Raw genomic sequence first — 15,554 nt, 5'->3', positions numbered from 1 at the left:
CAAATGGGAAGCGCATGTGTGCCGGAAACCGTATTTCGGTGTGACGGAGAGCGGGACTCGCGGGGGTTCAGGACCGGGGGTCGGGGATGCGGGCGGCGGCCCACTCGGACCAGTCGCGGGTCATCTCCATCATGCGGCGGCCCCACTCCATCGCCATGAGGCCGTAGCGCACCAGGTCATCGTCGTCGTCCCGGCGCCGGTCCCAGTCGATGCCGGCCGTCAGCGCGTCCAGCCGGGCCAGGTCGGCCAGCGTGCGCTCCCGGACGGCCAGCAGGAACTCCTTGGCCTGCGGTCGTTCCACCGCCCCGAGCAGGAACACCCGCAGCAGCGTCTCGCTGCGCTGGTTCTCCTCGGGCGTGATCTCCACCAGCCAGTGCCGCAGCTGGGCCAGGCCGGCCTCGGTGGGGGCGTACTCCCGCCGCCCGCGCGGGCCCTCGTCGGTGACCTCGATCAGCCCGGCGTCGGCCAGTTTGGCCAGCTCGGCGTAGACCTGGCTCTTGGTGGCCGGCCAGACCTGGTGCAGGGACTTCTCGAAGACCCGCATCAGGTCGTAGCCGCTGGCCGGCCGTTCGCGCAGGAGACCGATCAGGGCAAACCGCAGGCTCATCACCGCAGTTTATGGCACGGCTAGGCGTCCGGGCCGGAGAGCATCGTCAGCGTGGTCACGGTGTACGACAGCGAGCCGCGGAAGCCGGCCCCGGTCCGCACGGGCTGGAGGTCGGCCAGTTCCTCGCCGGGCGCGGCGAAGAAGTTCAGGGTGCTGGCGCCGGTCCAGTTGTTGCCGACGACCGGAGTGTCCAAAACGGACTGGGTCAGCTCGTGCACGGACGGGTTGTCGTACTGGCCGGCGATCAGGCGCGGGAAGTGCCGGAGGTTCACGATCGGCCGGCCCAGCGCCGGCAGCGTGGCCGACGGCGCCTGGAGGGTGATCTGCGCTTCGGCCAGCCGGCGTCCGGCGGCCGACAGGCTGGCGCCGAACTGGCCGCCCGGGCCGACGACCGGGGATGCCTGTCCCGGCACGGAGAACGCCCGCGTCTGCCGGACGGCGCCCAGCTTCTTGGGGAAGCCCTGGAACCAGCCCCGGGCCAGCGCGGCGTCGTTGTCGACCCAGATGTACGGGCACCAGGCCACCGCTTTGCCCTGGAACTGGGCGTCCATCAGGATCAGGAACTCGGAGTACTGGCTGCGCACCGGATCCAGGTACTCCTGGTGGGAACCGGCCCACTGCCAGTCGACGAACAGCGCGTAGGCGTGGCCGGAGGTGGTCGGGTCCGGCGTCAGCCCGGACGGGAGCGCGGCCGCCGCGGCGGCGGGCGTGGTCCAGAACTCGACGCCGACCACGTCGCCGGCGTAGTGCCACGGCGGCGCGGGCACGATGTTCGCGGTCCCCTTGGCGCTCAACGGAAGGCTGTAGCCCAGCAGCTTCTCCGCCGACTGGCTCGTGGTCGCCGGAGCGGCCACCGCGGGCGCCGCGACGGCGGCCGTCGCGGCCGCGGCGATGCCGCCAGCGATCAGGCTCCGTCTGGCGAACTCGCCCCGGCCCGTGTTCTCGTCGGACACGCGCTTCTCCTTGTGTGGGTGGGATTTTCGCGACGCGGCCGACGCTACCGGCGATCACCGCCCGCCCCGGCGGACGACGATCAAGCCTGCGGGGACGGCTGCCCGAAAGGCCGAGCGGCCCGCGGAACCGGTCACCGGCGACGAGAAACCCGGGCTGCCGGAAACCGTATTTCGGTGTGACGCTGAGCGGGACTCGCGGGGGTGTCCGGCGGGGTCTGGGGCGGGCTTAATGCATTACGTGAAAGATGTCGTCGGCCGTTTGGCGTAAACCGGTCGATGAGAGCGCTTCCAACTGGAGCATTGCCGGACAGTGCCAGGGCGGACACACTCTGTGGAGTGGCTGGTCGTGGTCACGTGGCGGCGGGCCACGACCAGCCACCCCTTCGGATCAGTCCCGGACCACCGGGATCTGGAGCTCGGTGACCCACCCCTGCTGCTCCACACCGGGCGGGCAGTGCAGGTACACCTCGCGGGCGTACTGCCCACCCCGGCAACCGTTCTCCGACAGCCATCGGGCCAGCTCGTCGAATGCCGGCCCGCACTCGGACATCGGACCGTGGTGCACGACGGTGGCGGCCTCCTGGAGTTCGGGCAGCGTCGTCACCCGCAACCCGGTGTCCGCGGCAGGCTCTCCCGACACCTCCAGGGCGGCATGCACGAGAACGCCGTCCGGAACCTCCTCGTAGTACGCTATTCCCGGCCCCGCCACGGTCAGACCCGACCGGGCCAGTTCGGCCTCCACGCGGCCGTACAGGGGTTGGATCACCGGCCCGATGTCCTCCGGCGCGTAGCTGGCGGCGAGCGCGGTCAGCTCGGCCACCCGAACCGGCGGCACCTTCTTGAGCGCAACGTCGACCGACGGCATCTTGCCCTCCCTCTCGATGCTTCGGAGACGGGCCTCGACCTGGGCCAGCCGGGCGCTGTCGGCGGCCACCTGGGCCGCCAGCTCGGCGCGGCGCAGCCGCAGCATGCCGTGCAGCTGCTCGGCGCTCACGGTGTCGTCGAGCAGCCCGGCCACCTGGTGCAGGGTGAAGCCGAGCTTGCGCAGCGCGACGATCCGGTTGAGCCGGGGCAGCTGGTCGGCGGCGTACCACCGGTAGCCGGTGGTGTCGTCGACACGGGCCGGCGGCAGCAGTCCGATGCCGTCGTAGTGCCGCAACATGCGGACCGACACGAGCCCGAGGCGGGCGAAGTCTCCGATGCTGAACATGATGCCGTCAGGTCTAGGGGCTCACACGGTGTCAGGGTCAAGCGCCGCGAACCGCGGCGGCCGCTTCTCCAGGTGGCTCAGCACACCTTCGCGGAAGTCGTCCTCGGTGAACGAGGCCAGCATCAGCCGCACGGCCTCCCGCCGCGAGGTGTCCACATCGGACTCCAGAGCCTGGAGCACCTGCCGCTTGATGATCGCCATCGACCGCGGGGAGCAGTTCTCGGCCAGATCGCGGGCGTAGGCCAGCGCGGCCGGCAGCACCTCGTCGACGGGCAGCACGTGGTCGACCAGGCCGATCCGGCCGGCCTCCTCGCCGAGCAGGATTCGGCTGGACAGCAACAGGTCCATGGCGCGGCTGGCCCCGACGAGCCGGGGCAGCTGCCACGCGACGCCGTGCTCGGCGATCAGCCCGCGCCGGGAGAAGGCGGTGGTGAACTTGGCGTCGGCGGCGGCGAACCGCACGTCGCAGTAGAGGGCGATGACCAGCCCGATGCCGGCCGCCGGGCCGTTCACGGCGGCGATCACCGGCTTGCGCAGGGACAGGGCGTAGCTGATGGGCTTGCCGCTGGGGTGGATGTCCGCCTCGCTGATGGCGGACGGGTCGACCGCGCCCAGGGCGGTCAGGTCGGCCCCGGCGCAGAAGCCGCGGCCGGCGCCGGTGACCACGATCACCCGCACGGAAGGGTCTTTGTCGGCGGCGGCCAGCGCGCCGAAGAACTGCTCCTCCATCGCCGGGGTCCACGCGTTGAGCTTCTCCGGCCGGTTCAGGGTGAGCAGCAGCACCCCGTCGGTGTTCTCCGCCAGCACGACATCGGTCATCGCCCGATCCTACAAAGGAATCGAGCGATGACCGAGGGTCGTCAGAACTGCTGCTGCGGGCGCGGGCTCTGGTACTGGGCGCTGCCGAAGCCGAGGATCGGGATGCCGATGATCTGGAACAGCCACAGGCCGAACACGCCGAACGCGCCACCCTTGCCGAAGTTGCGGGCGATGTCCAGCGAGACGATCAGGTGGATGACGATGTTGACGATCGGGATGATGTAGAGGATCACCCACCAACCCGGCCGGCCGGCAACCTTGACGAGCAGGTAGATGTTGTAGAACGGGATGATCGCGCCCCAGCCGGGGCGGCCGGCCTTGGTGAACACCTTCCAGAGGGCGGCGATCTCGAAGATGACGACGGCCGCGTAGACGAGGCCGAGAATGATGGCAACGGCCGGGCTCATGCCGGTGGACGCCGTCTGGTCGTAATTCACTTGTTGCTCCGGGAATGGAAGACTCCGACGGCGGGCGATCGCCCGCCGCCGGAGCACTGTCCCAGTCGGACGAGACCGCTGTCGCCGGAGTTTCCGAACCGTGACTATTCCGGGAATTACCTGGGCTGCGGCACCAGGAGAGCCAGCGACTCGGCCACACAGCCGGGCTTGTCCTCGCCCTCGATCTCGACGGTGATCAGCACCGTCACCTGCAGACCCATCTTGTTCTCGGCCACGTCGGCCAGCTGCCCGCGGGCCCTGATCCGCTTGCCGACCAGAACTGGTTGCGGGAAGCGAACTTTGTTGAGCCCGTAGTTGACGGCCATCGACAGCCCGCCGACCGTCCACAGTTGGCCGGAGAACTTGGCCAGCATGCTCAGCGTCAGGTAGCCGTGGGCCACCGGACCGCCGAACGGACCCTTGGCCGCCCTGTCCAGATCCACGTGGATCCACTGGTGGTCCTCGGTGGCGTCGGCGAACAGGTTGACCTGTTCCTGCGTCACCAGGTGCCAGTCGGTGACGCCCAGCTCCTCGCCCCTGGCCGCCTTGACCTCGTCGAGGCTCGCGAACGTGCGCATCGCTTGGGTTCCCCTCATGCCGGCAGGTCGACGAAGGTGGCCAGCGCGTCGCGGTGCCGCTCCGGCGTGCCCAGGGCCAGCTCGGAGCTCTTGGCGCGCCCCAGGTACAGGTGCACCGGGTGCTCCCAGGTCATGCCGATGCCGCCGTGCAGCTGGAGCGCCTCCTCGGCCGCGAGCACGGCCAGCTCCGAGCAGAACGACGCCGCCACCGCGACCGCGATGTCCACATCGGACTCGGTGGCCAGGGCGTCGGCTGCGGCACGGGAAACGGCGACCGCGGAGGACACCGAGGCCCACAGGTCGGCCAGCCGGTGCCGCAGCGCCTGGAACGAGCCGATCGGCCGGCCGAACTGGTGCCGCGTGCTGACGTACTCGGCAGTCGTGTCGAGGCACCACTGGGCCACGCCCAGCTGTTCGGCCGCCAGCAGGCCCGCGCCGGTGGTCAATGCCTTGCGCAGCGCCGACTCGGCATCGCCGGAGAGCTTGCGCGACCCCACGCCGGACAGCTCCAGCGTGGCGATGCGCCGGGTCAGGTCCAGCGGCGTGATCGGCGTGATCGTGACGCCCGCGGACGCCGTCTGCACGACGTGCAGCTCCGGCCCGTCGGCGCCGATCGCCGGCACCACAATGACATCGGCGACCTCAAGGTCCACGACGCTGCCGACGCGACCGGTCAGCTTGCCGTCCACAACCTTGACGGCGCCGGGGAAAGCGGCGTTGGGTGCAGTGGTCAGCGACACCGCGAGCGTGCCGATCCGTTGCCCCGCAGCGAGTTCCGCCACCGTCTCGGTGTCGCCGGCGGCCAGCAGCGCGCTCGTGGCCAGCACCGCGCTGCCCAGGAACGGGGTCGGCGTCACCGCGCGGCCCAGCTCCTCCAGCACCACGGCGACCTCGCGGGCCGACGCCCCGGCGCCGCCCAGGTCCTCCGGCACCAGCAGGCCGGCCAGGCCCATCTCGGTGGCCAGGGCCCGCCACAGCTCCAGGTCGTACGGCTTGTCGGTCTCCACGCGGGCCAGCACCGACGTCCACGGCGACCGGTCGGTCAGCAGATCCCGGACGGACGCCCGCAGGTCGTTCTCGACCTCGCCGTAAAGAAGGTCACTCATCGGGGCAGGTCCTTCCACGGGAGGTCGACGTCGCCGCGCGGCTCCTTGGGCAGCTGCATGATGCGGTCGGCGATGATGTTGCGCAGGATCTCCGAGGTGCCGCCCTCGATGGAGTTGCCCTTCATGCGCAGGTAGCGGAAGCCGGCGTCGCGGCTGGCCCAGTCGGCGCTGGTGGGACGGCGCATGGTCCAGTCGGCGTACGACAGGCCCTCCTCGCCGTGCAGCTCCACGTCGAGGCCGGTGATGGCCTGGTTGAGCGTGGCGAAGGTCAGCTTGGCGGCTGAGCCCTCCGGGCCGGGCTGGCCGGCGGCCAGGCCCTGACGCAGGCGCTCCGCGGTCAGCCGCAGCGCCTCGGCGTCCACCCACAGCCGCAGCAGCCGGTCGTGCAGGCCCGGCGTGCGCAGCTCCGGCCGCTCCCGCCAGGTCTTCGTGACGGCGCCGATCAGGCCGTCCTCACGCTCGGCGGCGTGCGCGCCGATGGTGACGCGCTCGTTCATCAGCGTGGTGGTGGCGACCTTCCAGCCCTCGCCCACCGCGCCCAGGCGGTCCGTGTCCGGGATGCGCACCCCGGACAGGAACACCTCGTTGAACTCGGCCTCGCCGGTGATCTGACGCAGCGGGCGCACATCCACGCCGGGATCCGTCATGTCGCAGACGAAGTAGCTCAGGCCCTGGTGCTTGGGCAGCGACGGGTCCGTGCGGGCGACCAGGATGGCCCAGCGGGCCACGTGCGCCATGGTCGTCCAGACCTTCTGCCCGTCGACGATCCACTCGTCGCCGTCACGCACCGCGCGGGTGGCCAGCGTGGCGAGGTCGGAGCCGGCGCCCGGCTCGCTGAACAGCTGGCACCACACCTCCTCGCCCGTGTACAGCGGGCGCAGGAAGCGCTGCTTCTGCTCGTCGGTGCCGAATTTGAGGATGGTCGGCGCGGCCATGCCGTAGCCGATCACCGGCGCGGCCGGGTTGGGCTGCGGGGCCTTGGCGGCCAGGAAGGCCTCGTCCACCGCCTGCTGCCCGGACCGGGACGCGCCGAGGCCGCCCAGGCCCACGGGGAAGTGCACCCAGGCCAGGCCCGCGTCGAAGCGCGCGCCCAGCCACTCGACGGCGTCCGCGCCTTCGATGGGGTGTTCGGCCAGGAACTGCTCGACCTTGGCCACAAGGTCAGTCACGGGGCCCTCCGGCGACGTAGATGACCTGGCCCGACACGAAGCCCGCGCCGTCGCTGACCAGGAAGGACACGGTGTGCGCGATGTCGTCGGGCACACCGACGCGGTTCACCGGGATCTGCTGCGCGGCCATCGTCTTGAAGTCCTCGAAGCCCACGCCGATCCGCTCCGCGGTGGCCGCGGTCATGTCGGTGGCGATGAAGCCCGGGGCGATGGCGTTCGCGGTGACGTTGAACTTGCCCAGCTCGATGGCCAGGGTCTTGGTGAAGCCCTGCAGGCCCGCCTTGGCCGCGGAGTAGTTGACCTGGCCGCGGTTGCCCAGCGCCGAGGTGCTGGACAGGTTCACGATCCGGCCCCACTTGGCCTCGGTCATGTGCTTCTGCACCGCCCGGGTCATCAGGAACGAGCCGCGCAGGTGCACGTTCATGACGAGGTCCCAGTCGTTCTCGGACATCTTGAAGATCAGGTTGTCCTTGGTCACGCCCGCGTTGTTGACCAGGACCGTCGGCCCGCCCAGCTCCGCGGCCACCCGGTCCACCGCCGCCTGCACCTGCTCGGCGTCGCTGACGTCCGCGCCCACCCCGATCGCCCGGCCGCCCGCCTCGACGATGGCGTCCACCGTCTGCTTGGTGGCCGCCTCGTCCAGGTCGAGCACCGCCACCGCGAACCCGTCCGCAGCCAGCCGCACCGCCGTGGCGGCGCCGATTCCCCGGGCTGCTCCGGTCACGATCGCGACCCGTTGGCTCGTCTCCGGCACGTGCTCCTCCTTGAGCTGGACGGCGCTGTTTCCGGCGAGCATACCGACCAGGCGGTATGTCGACCAGTAGAGGCGCGTCACGCGGGGGATGCAGGGAAGGACGCCTTACCCGCGTTGAACGAGGGTAAGGCGTCCTTCCCTGCATAACCGGGGGTCAGAACAGGCGGAGGGTGGCCAGGAGGGCGCGGGCGGTGGCGTCGTTCTGGCGGAAGCCGGGGGCGTTGGTGCGGGGGCGGGCGAAGGCGGGGACGGCGCGTTCGTTGGAGTAGGCGCCGAGGCCGAAGCGGCGGGGGTGGGGCCGGCCGGAGGGGGTGAGCAGGCGGCCGTCGGGGGCGATGCGGAGCAGGCCGGTGTGCACGGAGTAGGAGTCGTCGACGAGGAGCTCCTCCAGGCCGTCCAAGGCGCGCAGCAGGGCGGAGCCGCTCGTACGCACGGAGGGGCCAGGCTGGTGGGCCTCGACGAGGGCGGTGGCGGCGACCGTGCCAGGGGAGGAGCGGCCGCCGGCGAGGAAGACGCCGTCGGCGGGGCGGACCCACATGTCGGCGCCGAGGAAGCGGACGATGCCGGCGTCGGACAGGGCCAGCAGCTGGCGGAGGCGGTCGTCCGGCGGCCCGCTGGCCATGAAGCTGAAGAAGCCGTGCCACCAGTGGTCGAGGTCCCGCACCTGGGACTCGGGGCGCAGCGACTTGAGCCGCTGTAGCTGGCCGTAGCAGCTGAGCAGGCCGAGGAAGGCGCCGAGATCGGCGCTGAACCGATCGTCGGTACGGCGCGAGATGTCGGCGGCGATGTGGTCGCGCAGGCGGTCCTGAAGCTCGTCCTCCGCGAAGGAGAGGCCGCGAAGGGGGCGGTCCAGGGCCTCGAAGTCGATGCGGTCGTCGGGCGAGGGCACGGCCCGCTGGATCAGGGAGTCCAGGATCGGGCTGCCCCACGGCAACTGGGCGTACCAGCGGTCGAAGTCGACCCAGTCCATCCGCACGCGCGACGGGTGGCCGGTGAACAGCTCGTGGTAGTAGGCCCAGGCGATCTCCTTGGCCGCCAACGGCCAGACGTCCCGACGGAAGTCGCTGCCGGCCGGCAGGGTGTCGATGACCTCGGGCGTGAGAAAGCGGGGGAGCGCGGGCCGCGGGCCGAGCAGGCGGTAGTTGGTCTTCGAGTGGTACGGGACGCCACGCCGCGACCCGACGTGCAGCACGGGTTCCCGGCCCGAGGGCTCGTAACGCAGGACGCCGGGGGAGGCCTCGACGTAGCGGCCGCCGCGGCCCTCGGTCAGCAGCACCATCAGGTCGATGAACGACAGCCCGAATCCCCGCATGACAACGTGTTCGCCCGGCTGGAGCCCGGAAAGGTCGGTGTCGGAGGCGTATTCCGGCGGGATGTAGCGCAGGTTGTTGTCGGCGGCGTACTTCGCCAGCTCCCGGTGCTCCGGCAGGGGATCCGAGTCCAGGTGCCCCAACGTCAGCACGGCCAGGTCGGCGACCAGCGTCTCCCCGTCGGCCAGCGCGATCACCTGGCGACCGTCGGGATCGTCGGTGACGCTCAGGGCGGTCGTCGGATGCACGGTGACCGTGACGGTGTCGGGTAACTGCTTGACGACGGTGTCGAAAACCCACTCCAGGTAACGACTCTGGAGCTGCCGGGTGGGAAAACTGGTACCGCGCAAGGCGCGAACCTGTGCGGTCAGCACGGGATCGCCCAGCCCGCCGGCCCGCACCTGCTCGGCCCATTCGTACAGCGAGGGGCCCGGCCGGATCGGCCCCTCGCAGACCACGCTGTCGTCGGTGAACATCGTGACGTCCTCGGCCATGGAGTTCATGCGCAGCAGCGGCGACTGCGCATGACGCCACACCCGGCCGGCCCCCGGCGGATGCGGGTCGACCAGGTGGATGTCCAGCGCCTGCGGAAACTCCGGCAGGTTGGCGGCGATCCGTTCGAGCAGACCCGTGGCCCGTGGCCCGGCCCCGACGAACACCAGCGTGGTCACGGATCCAGCGTAGCCAGCGCGCGGAGCACGTCTCAGTTGCTGGGAAGTCCTCCGCCGGACGGGGAATTCCGCTGCACTGGCCCGGTGAAGTTCGCCTACACGAAGCCGTCCGACCCGGCGGCGGAACCGCTGTTCCGCGAGCTGGAGTTCGAGTACACGACCCGGTACGGCCGCAACGTGGAGCTGTCCGGTTACCCGAACGAGGAGTTCGAAGAGGCGGACGGCGGCGCGTTCCTCCTGCTGTACGACGGCGACGAACCGGTCGCCGGTGGCGCTTTTCGCCGTTACGACGAGCACACCGCCGAACTGAAGCGGATCTGGACACACTCCGACCACCGGCGGCGGGGCCTGGGCCGGCTGGTGGTCGCGGAACTGGAGCGGGAGGCCGCCCGGCACGGCTACCGCCGGATTTTTCTCACCACCGGCCCGCGGCAGCCCGAGGCGCGCGGCCTCTACCTGCGGGCCGGCTACCGGCCGCTGTTCGACGTCGACACCGACCCGGAGACGCTGGGCGGCCCGCTCCCGTTCGAGAAAGAACTGTGAGAAATCCTCAGCCGGCGGGGACGCCGACCTCCGCCGGCACGGGGTCGCGGCGCGAGGGGATGAGCAGCGCGCGGCGCGTGGCCGTGGCCCGCAGCACGTGCTGCGCGGCGACGAGCAGCATGCGCGCCTCGGCGAACTCGTCGTGCCGGGCGTGGTCGACCGCGGCCCGCAGCAGGTCGGGGGCGTCGCCGATGTCGTCGACCTCGCCGAAGGCGCAGGCCGTGAGCGCCGCAGACAGGCCGGGACAGACCCGGTCCGGCTCCGGCCGGGCGGTGAGCAGTTCGGTCAGGGTGGCGTCCACCGCGCTACGCAGGCCCGCGACCGTATCGAGGGATCGAGCTGGGAATGCCGTCACGGCAACCAATGGTAGTCCCGCCTTTCACATGCCGCCGTTGGTCGAGCGATACTCCGTGGCCCTGTCGAGGAAACGCAACAGCTCAACCGGGAACGGCAGCACCAGGGTCGAGTTCTTCTCGGCGGCCACCTCGACCACCGTCTCCAACAGCCGCAGCTGCAGCGCGGCCGGCGTGTCCGCCATGGTGGCCGCCGCCTGGGCCAGCTTGTGCGAGGCCTGGAGCTCGCCGTCCGCGGAGATGACGCGGGCCCGCCGCTCCCGCTCCGCCTCGGCCTGCCGGGACATCGACCGCTTCATGGCCTCCGGCAGCGCGACATCCTTGATCTCCACCCGGTCGATGTGCACGCCCCAGCCCAGCGCGGGGCTGTCGATCATCAGCTCCAGCCCCTGGTTGAGCTGCTCGCGGTTGGACAGCAGGTCGTCCAGCTCGCTCTTGCCGATGATCGAGCGCAGCGAGGTCTGCGCCACCTGCGACACCGCGAACTGGTAGTCCTGCACGGCCACGATCGCCTTGACCGGGTCCACGACGGAGAAGTAGACGACGGCGTCCACCCGGACGGTGACGTTGTCCCGGGTGATGCCGTCCTGGGCCGGCACCGGCAGGCAGATGATCTGCACGCTGACCTTGGTCATCCGGTCCACCGCCGGCGTCAGCAGGGTGAGGCCGGGGCCGCGCGGGGCGTCGCGCACCCGGCCCAGCCGGAACACCACGCCCCGCTCGTACTGCTTCACGACCCGCGCGCTGCTGACCAGCCCGACGATGCCGACGCCGAGCAGGCCGAGCAGCAGATCCAGGACGATGCCCATCAGAATTTCAGGCTACGCCCGGACATCGATTCAGAGTCCCCTGACGAATTCCACCAGCGCCGCGTTGACCTCATCCGGACGCTCCTGCTGCGTCCAGTGGCCGCAGCCCTCCAGGTCCAGCACGCCGCGCAGGTTGGGCGCGACCTCCGGCAGCTTCTCGATGAAGCCGGGGCCGCCGCCGAAGGTGCGGACCACGTCCTTGGTGCCGGTGATGTAGAAGGACGGCGGCGTGATCTTCGCGTCCGACCAGGTCGCCATCAGCTCCCAGTTGCGGTCGATGTTGCGGTACCAGTTCAGGCCGCCGGTGAAGCCGTTGCGCTCGTACTGCTGGGCGAACGCGTCGATGTCGGCCTCGGTCAGCCAGGACGGCAGCGTCTCCGGGTACGGCATCGTGTCGAGGAAGCCCTTGGCCCCCTCCGGCACCACCGGGGCCGAGCCCGCGCCGTCGCCCGAGGCGGCGACGAGGAAGCGACGGAAGGTGTCCTTGAGGTCGGCGCCCAGCTCGGCGTCGGCGACGCCCGGCTCCTGGAAGTAGATCTGGTAGAAGCCCTTGCCGAAGCGCTGTTCCAGCAGGCTCAGCGGCCGGGCCGGGGCCCGGCGCGGCGGCGGCACGCTCAGGCCGGCGACACCGCGGACGATGTCCGGCCGCAGCTGTGCGGTGGCCCAGGCGACGGGGGCGCCCCAGTCGTGCCCGATGACCACTGCCTCCCGCTCGCCGAGGGCGTGGATCAGGCCGACCACGTCGCCGACCAGGTGCAGCATCGTGTAGTCGTCGACCGACTCGGGCCGGTCGGTGCCGGCGAAGCCGCGCTGGTCCGGGGCCACGACGTGGAAGCCGGCGTCGGCCAGCGGCTGGAACTGGTGCCGCCAGGAGTACCAGCTCTCCGGGAAGCCGTGCAGCAGCAGGACCAGCGGGCCCTCCCCCTGCTCTGCGATGTGCATCTGGAGACCGTTGACCGTTACTTCGCGATGGTTGACCACCTGGCCAGTATGCCGAGGCCTGCTCGCCTGCGGACCGGACCGTGTCGTAGGCCCCACTTGCGGTCCGTCTCCGTCTCGGGTTGAGTGGTGAGTCTCAAAGTGAAACTCAGCTGGCGGAGGTTGGGCATGTCGGTCACCGTTGAGCGTCGCGGGCACCTGCTGCTGATCGGGCTGGACCGGGTGGACAAGCGCAACTCGTTCACCACGGACATGCTCGCCGAGCTGGCCGCCGCGTACGGCGAGCTGGAGCGGGACTCCGACGCGTGGGTGGGCGTGCTGTTCGCCCACGGCGACCATTTCACCGCCGGCCTCGACCTCGCCCAGGTCGCGCCGACGCGCACCGGCGGCTCCGGCCTGCCGCTGGCCGAGGGGTCCGTCGACCCCTGGGGCGTGTCCGGCGCTGTGCGCACCAAGCCGTTGGTCGCCGCCGCTCAGGGTTGGTGCCTGACCCTGGGCATCGAGCTGCTGCTGGCCTCCGACGTGCGCGTGGCCGCCGAGGGCACCCGGTTCGCGCAGATCGAGATCCAGCGTGGCATCTACCCGTTCGGTGGGGCGACCGTGCGGATGCCGCAGGCGGCTGGCTGGGGCAACGCCATGCGGTGGCTGCTCACCGGCGACGAGTTCGACGCCGCCGAGGCGCACCGGCTTGGTCTGGTGCAGGAGGTCGTGCCCCTCGGCCAGCAGGTCGACCGGGCCATCGAGCTGGCCGAGCGGATCGCCGCCCAGGCCCCGCTCGGCGTGCGGGCCACGCTCGCGTCCGCCCGTGCCGCCTTGGACGACCCTTCCGGCGCTCTCGCCCGTCTCGGCGCCGACCTTCAGCCCCTGCTGGCCAGCGAGGACGCCGCCGAGGGTGTGCGGTCGTTCGTGGAGCGGCGTCAGGCCGTCTTCACAGGGAAGTAGTCGGCAGGTCCGGCAGCGTCACGCTCGATGTGGCCGGCGCTGCCGGCTTCGCCCGGCGCTCGCGGAAGACCCAGCCGCCCGCGATGCCCGCGATGAAGCCGAACAGGTGGCCCTGCCAGCTGACGCCCGGCGTGCCCGGCACGATCACCGAGAACTGGTAGGCGAACGACAGGGCCATCACCAGGCCGATGACGATGTCGATGCCGTGCCGGTCGAACACGCCGCGCACCATGATGTAGCCGAAGTAGCCGAACACCACGCCGCTCGCGCCCGCCGTCACCGAGCCCGGCTGCGACGTCAGCCAGGCCCCCAGGCCGCTGACGACGATGATCAGGACCGTCACGCTGACGAACTTCCGCACCCCGCGGAACGCCGCCAGGAAGCCGAAGATGAACAGCGGCCCCGAGTTGCCCTCGATGTGGTCCCACCCGTAGTGCAGGAACGGCGCCGTGAACACCTCCGGCAGCGACAGCGGGTTCCACGCCTGCACCCCGAACTGGTAGCTCAGGCTGTACCCCAGCAGCGCGTTGACCACCTGGATCCCCCAGATCAGGCCCAGCGCCGTCACCATCACCCAGAACGCCCGCCGCGCCTCGGCCAGTACCGCCTCGGCGCTCATCTGCTCGACCACGGCCGGAGAATAGCCCGATATGTGCCGGTCAGCCCCCTCTTTCGCCACATGCGCTTCCCACTTGCGCCCTGGCGCCAAGTAGGAAGCGCATGTGGCACGTCATGCCACATGGGAAGCGCATGTGACGCCAGGTGCCATATAGGAAGCGCATGTGGCGTTAAAGGGGGAGTGGGGTGCGGGCGGGGAGTGGGGGCGGGTCAGCCGGCGAGGACTTCGGCGGCGGCCTGGCCGGTGACGCGGGTGGCGCCGTGGGTGGCGAGGTGGAAGGCGCCGCGGGTGGGGCCGTCGGGCAGGCCCATCTCGACGAGGCCGGCGTCGGGGCGGGCGGCGAGGATGCGGTCGAGGGCGGCGGTCATCCACGGGTGGCGGTGGGCGTCCCGGACGACCAGCACCAAGGGCCGCCCGGCCGCGGGGTCGAGGGCGATCTCGTCCAGGCGGGAGGCGTCGGCGGGGGTGAAGGTGGCGACGGACGTCGCGGGCATCAGAGCCGACAGGGGAGCGCCGAGGCCCCAGGGGGTGGAGCGGTCGACGGCCTGGTTCATCTCGGGCCGGAACTCGACGACGTGGGGCGCGGACTGCAACGGCAGGGAGCGCTCACCGGGGGCGACGGTGACGCGAACGGCCCGGCGGGCGGCCTCCAGGCCGAGACCGGGGTCGGCGGCGGAGGAGTCGGAGACGGTGCCGACCCAAGAGGCCAAGGAGGAGACACGGCCGGCGGCCTCGCGCAGGCGGTCCTCGGACAGCTCACCGGCGACGACGGCGTCGACCAGGGCGTCCCGCAGCGCGATGGCGGTGTCCTCGTCGCACAACCCGCCGCCCACGCACAGGGCGTCGGCTCCGGCGGCGATGGCCAGCACGGCGGCGCCGGTGAGACCCCAACGGTCGGAAACGGCTTTCATCTCCAGGGCGTCGGTGACGAGCAGGCCGTCGAAACCGAGCTCGGTCCGCAGCAGGTCGACCAGGATGCGACGGGAGAGCGTGGCCGGGAACTCGGTGTCGTAGGCGGGAACCATCAGATGCCCGCACATCACGGACTTCACGCCGACGTCGAAGGCGGCACGGAAGGGCGGCAGGGCGACGGCGGCCATCTCGTCGGCCGAGGCGGCGATCTCGGGCAGAGCGAGGTGCGAGTCGACGCCGGTGTCGCCGTGACCGGGGAAGTGCTTGACGCAGGCGGCGACGCCGGCTGCCTGGAGGCCCTGGATCCACGCGGCGGTCTGCCGGGCGACGAGCGCCGGGTCGGAGCCGAAGGAGCGCACGCCGATGACCGGGTTGTCGGGATTGGAGTTGACGTCGCCGCTGGGCGCGTAGTTGAGGTTCACGCCGACGGCCGCGAGGTCCCGGCCGAGGCCACGGGCCAGCTCGGCCGTGAGCTTGGCGTCGTCGACGACACCGAGGGCGAGGTTGCCGGGCCGGGTGCTGCCGGTGGCGGCCTCCAGCCGGGTCACGTCGCCGGCCTCCTCGTCGATGGCGACGAGCACCTCGGGCCGGTGTTCACGCAGGGCGGCGGTCAACGAGGCGACCTGGCCGGCGGAGGCGATGTTCCGGGAGAACAGGACGACACCGCCGAGACCCTCGTCCAGCCGGCGGCGCAGCCACTCCGGCGGCGTGGTGCCCTCGAAGCCGGGCTGCAGCACGGCATCGGCCAGACGGAGCAGTTCCGGGCTGCGTGTCACCGGTCTTCCCTCCACACGTTATTGGACTAGACCAATCTCGGTCAGGC

At 71.2% G+C, this 15,554-nt stretch carries 17 protein-coding genes; 2 read left to right on the top strand and 15 right to left on the bottom strand.

What is annotated here, in order from left to right; all coding sequences use genetic code 11:
* Positions 1-67: 67 nt before the first annotated feature.
* From AB0M73_RS28990 to AB0M73_RS28945, 10 genes are all read right to left on the bottom strand, one after another.
* Positions 68-607, bottom strand: coding sequence for a PadR family transcriptional regulator (locus AB0M73_RS28990; protein WP_363896822.1), 540 nt, complete (start codon positions 605-607; stop codon positions 68-70).
* Between the two features lie 20 nt (positions 608-627).
* On the bottom strand, positions 628-1,560 hold the full coding sequence (locus AB0M73_RS28985; protein ID WP_363896819.1) for an acetoacetate decarboxylase family protein: 933 nt from the start codon (positions 1,558-1,560) through the stop codon (positions 628-630).
* 388 nt (positions 1,561-1,948) lie between these two features.
* The gene (locus AB0M73_RS28980; RefSeq protein ID WP_363896816.1) at positions 1,949-2,770 is read right to left on the bottom strand and encodes a MerR family transcriptional regulator; all 822 of its coding nucleotides are present in this window, start codon (positions 2,768-2,770) and stop codon (positions 1,949-1,951) included.
* 21 nt (positions 2,771-2,791) lie between these two features.
* A complete protein-coding gene (locus AB0M73_RS28975) occupies positions 2,792-3,589 on the bottom strand; it encodes an enoyl-CoA hydratase (RefSeq protein ID WP_363896813.1) in 798 nt (265 codons plus the stop codon).
* Positions 3,590-3,630: 41 nt separating this feature from the next.
* Entirely contained in the window at positions 3,631-4,026 is a 396-nt protein-coding gene (locus AB0M73_RS28970; RefSeq protein ID WP_363896810.1) for a DUF5684 domain-containing protein, read from the bottom strand.
* Between the two features lie 116 nt (positions 4,027-4,142).
* Positions 4,143-4,604, bottom strand: a complete 462-nt coding sequence (locus AB0M73_RS28965) for a MaoC family dehydratase (RefSeq protein WP_363896807.1) — start codon at positions 4,602-4,604, stop codon at positions 4,143-4,145.
* Positions 4,605-4,618: 14 nt separating this feature from the next.
* Entirely contained in the window at positions 4,619-5,710 is a 1,092-nt protein-coding gene (locus AB0M73_RS28960; RefSeq protein ID WP_363896804.1) for an acyl-CoA dehydrogenase family protein, read from the bottom strand.
* A complete protein-coding gene (locus AB0M73_RS28955; protein ID WP_363896801.1) occupies positions 5,707-6,879 on the bottom strand; it encodes an acyl-CoA dehydrogenase family protein in 1,173 nt (390 codons plus the stop codon). The genes AB0M73_RS28960 and AB0M73_RS28955 overlap by 4 nt, the downstream gene beginning before the upstream one ends.
* Positions 6,872-7,675 (bottom strand): 3-oxoacyl-ACP reductase FabG, encoded by an 804-nt coding sequence (gene fabG, locus AB0M73_RS28950; protein WP_363896854.1) that lies wholly within the window; start codon positions 7,673-7,675, stop codon positions 6,872-6,874. Before fabG ends, AB0M73_RS28955 begins: the two co-directional genes overlap by 8 nt.
* 112 nt (positions 7,676-7,787) lie before the next feature.
* A complete protein-coding gene (locus AB0M73_RS28945) occupies positions 7,788-9,614 on the bottom strand; it encodes an FAD/NAD(P)-binding protein (RefSeq protein ID WP_363896797.1) in 1,827 nt (608 codons plus the stop codon).
* Positions 9,615-9,698: 84 nt separating this feature from the next.
* On the opposite strand from AB0M73_RS28945, the gene AB0M73_RS28940 reads away from it, so the two are divergent.
* Positions 9,699-10,157: a GNAT family N-acetyltransferase gene (locus AB0M73_RS28940; RefSeq protein WP_363896794.1), complete on the top strand. Its 459-nt coding sequence runs from the start codon at positions 9,699-9,701 to the stop codon at positions 10,155-10,157.
* A 7-nt stretch (positions 10,158-10,164) separates the two neighbouring features.
* On the opposite strand, the gene AB0M73_RS28935 is transcribed toward AB0M73_RS28940, so the two are convergent.
* The 3 genes from AB0M73_RS28935 to AB0M73_RS28925 are packed head-to-tail and all read right to left on the bottom strand — an operon-like array spanning position 10,165 to position 12,261.
* On the bottom strand, positions 10,165-10,512 hold the full coding sequence (locus AB0M73_RS28935; protein ID WP_363896791.1) for a hypothetical protein: 348 nt from the start codon (positions 10,510-10,512) through the stop codon (positions 10,165-10,167).
* A gap of 24 nt (positions 10,513-10,536) precedes the next feature.
* Positions 10,537-11,313, bottom strand: a complete 777-nt coding sequence (locus tag AB0M73_RS28930) for a slipin family protein (protein ID WP_363896851.1) — start codon at positions 11,311-11,313, stop codon at positions 10,537-10,539.
* 36 nt (positions 11,314-11,349) lie between these two features.
* Positions 11,350-12,261 (bottom strand): alpha/beta hydrolase, encoded by a 912-nt coding sequence (locus tag AB0M73_RS28925; RefSeq protein ID WP_363896788.1) that lies wholly within the window; start codon positions 12,259-12,261, stop codon positions 11,350-11,352.
* A 165-nt stretch (positions 12,262-12,426) separates the two neighbouring features.
* Here AB0M73_RS28925 and AB0M73_RS28920 point away from each other — a divergent pair, with 165 nt between their 5' ends.
* Positions 12,427-13,200, top strand: a complete 774-nt coding sequence (locus AB0M73_RS28920; protein WP_363896785.1) for a crotonase/enoyl-CoA hydratase family protein — start codon at positions 12,427-12,429, stop codon at positions 13,198-13,200.
* On the opposite strand, the gene AB0M73_RS28915 is transcribed toward AB0M73_RS28920, so the two are convergent.
* Positions 13,187-13,831, bottom strand: a complete 645-nt coding sequence (locus AB0M73_RS28915; protein WP_363896782.1) for a rhomboid family intramembrane serine protease — start codon at positions 13,829-13,831, stop codon at positions 13,187-13,189. The genes AB0M73_RS28920 and AB0M73_RS28915 overlap by 14 nt on opposite strands.
* A gap of 197 nt (positions 13,832-14,028) precedes the next feature.
* Complete coding sequence (locus tag AB0M73_RS28910; RefSeq protein WP_363896779.1) at positions 14,029-15,507, bottom strand: glycoside hydrolase family 3 N-terminal domain-containing protein; 1,479 nt, start codon at positions 15,505-15,507, stop codon at positions 14,029-14,031.
* Positions 15,508-15,554: the final 47 nt, after the last annotated feature.

Source organism: Kutzneria sp. NPDC051319 (assembly GCF_040682195.1).
Lineage (GTDB): Bacteria > Actinomycetota > Actinomycetes > Mycobacteriales > Pseudonocardiaceae > Kutzneria.
This window is presented reverse-complemented; position numbering and strand designations above follow the sequence as displayed.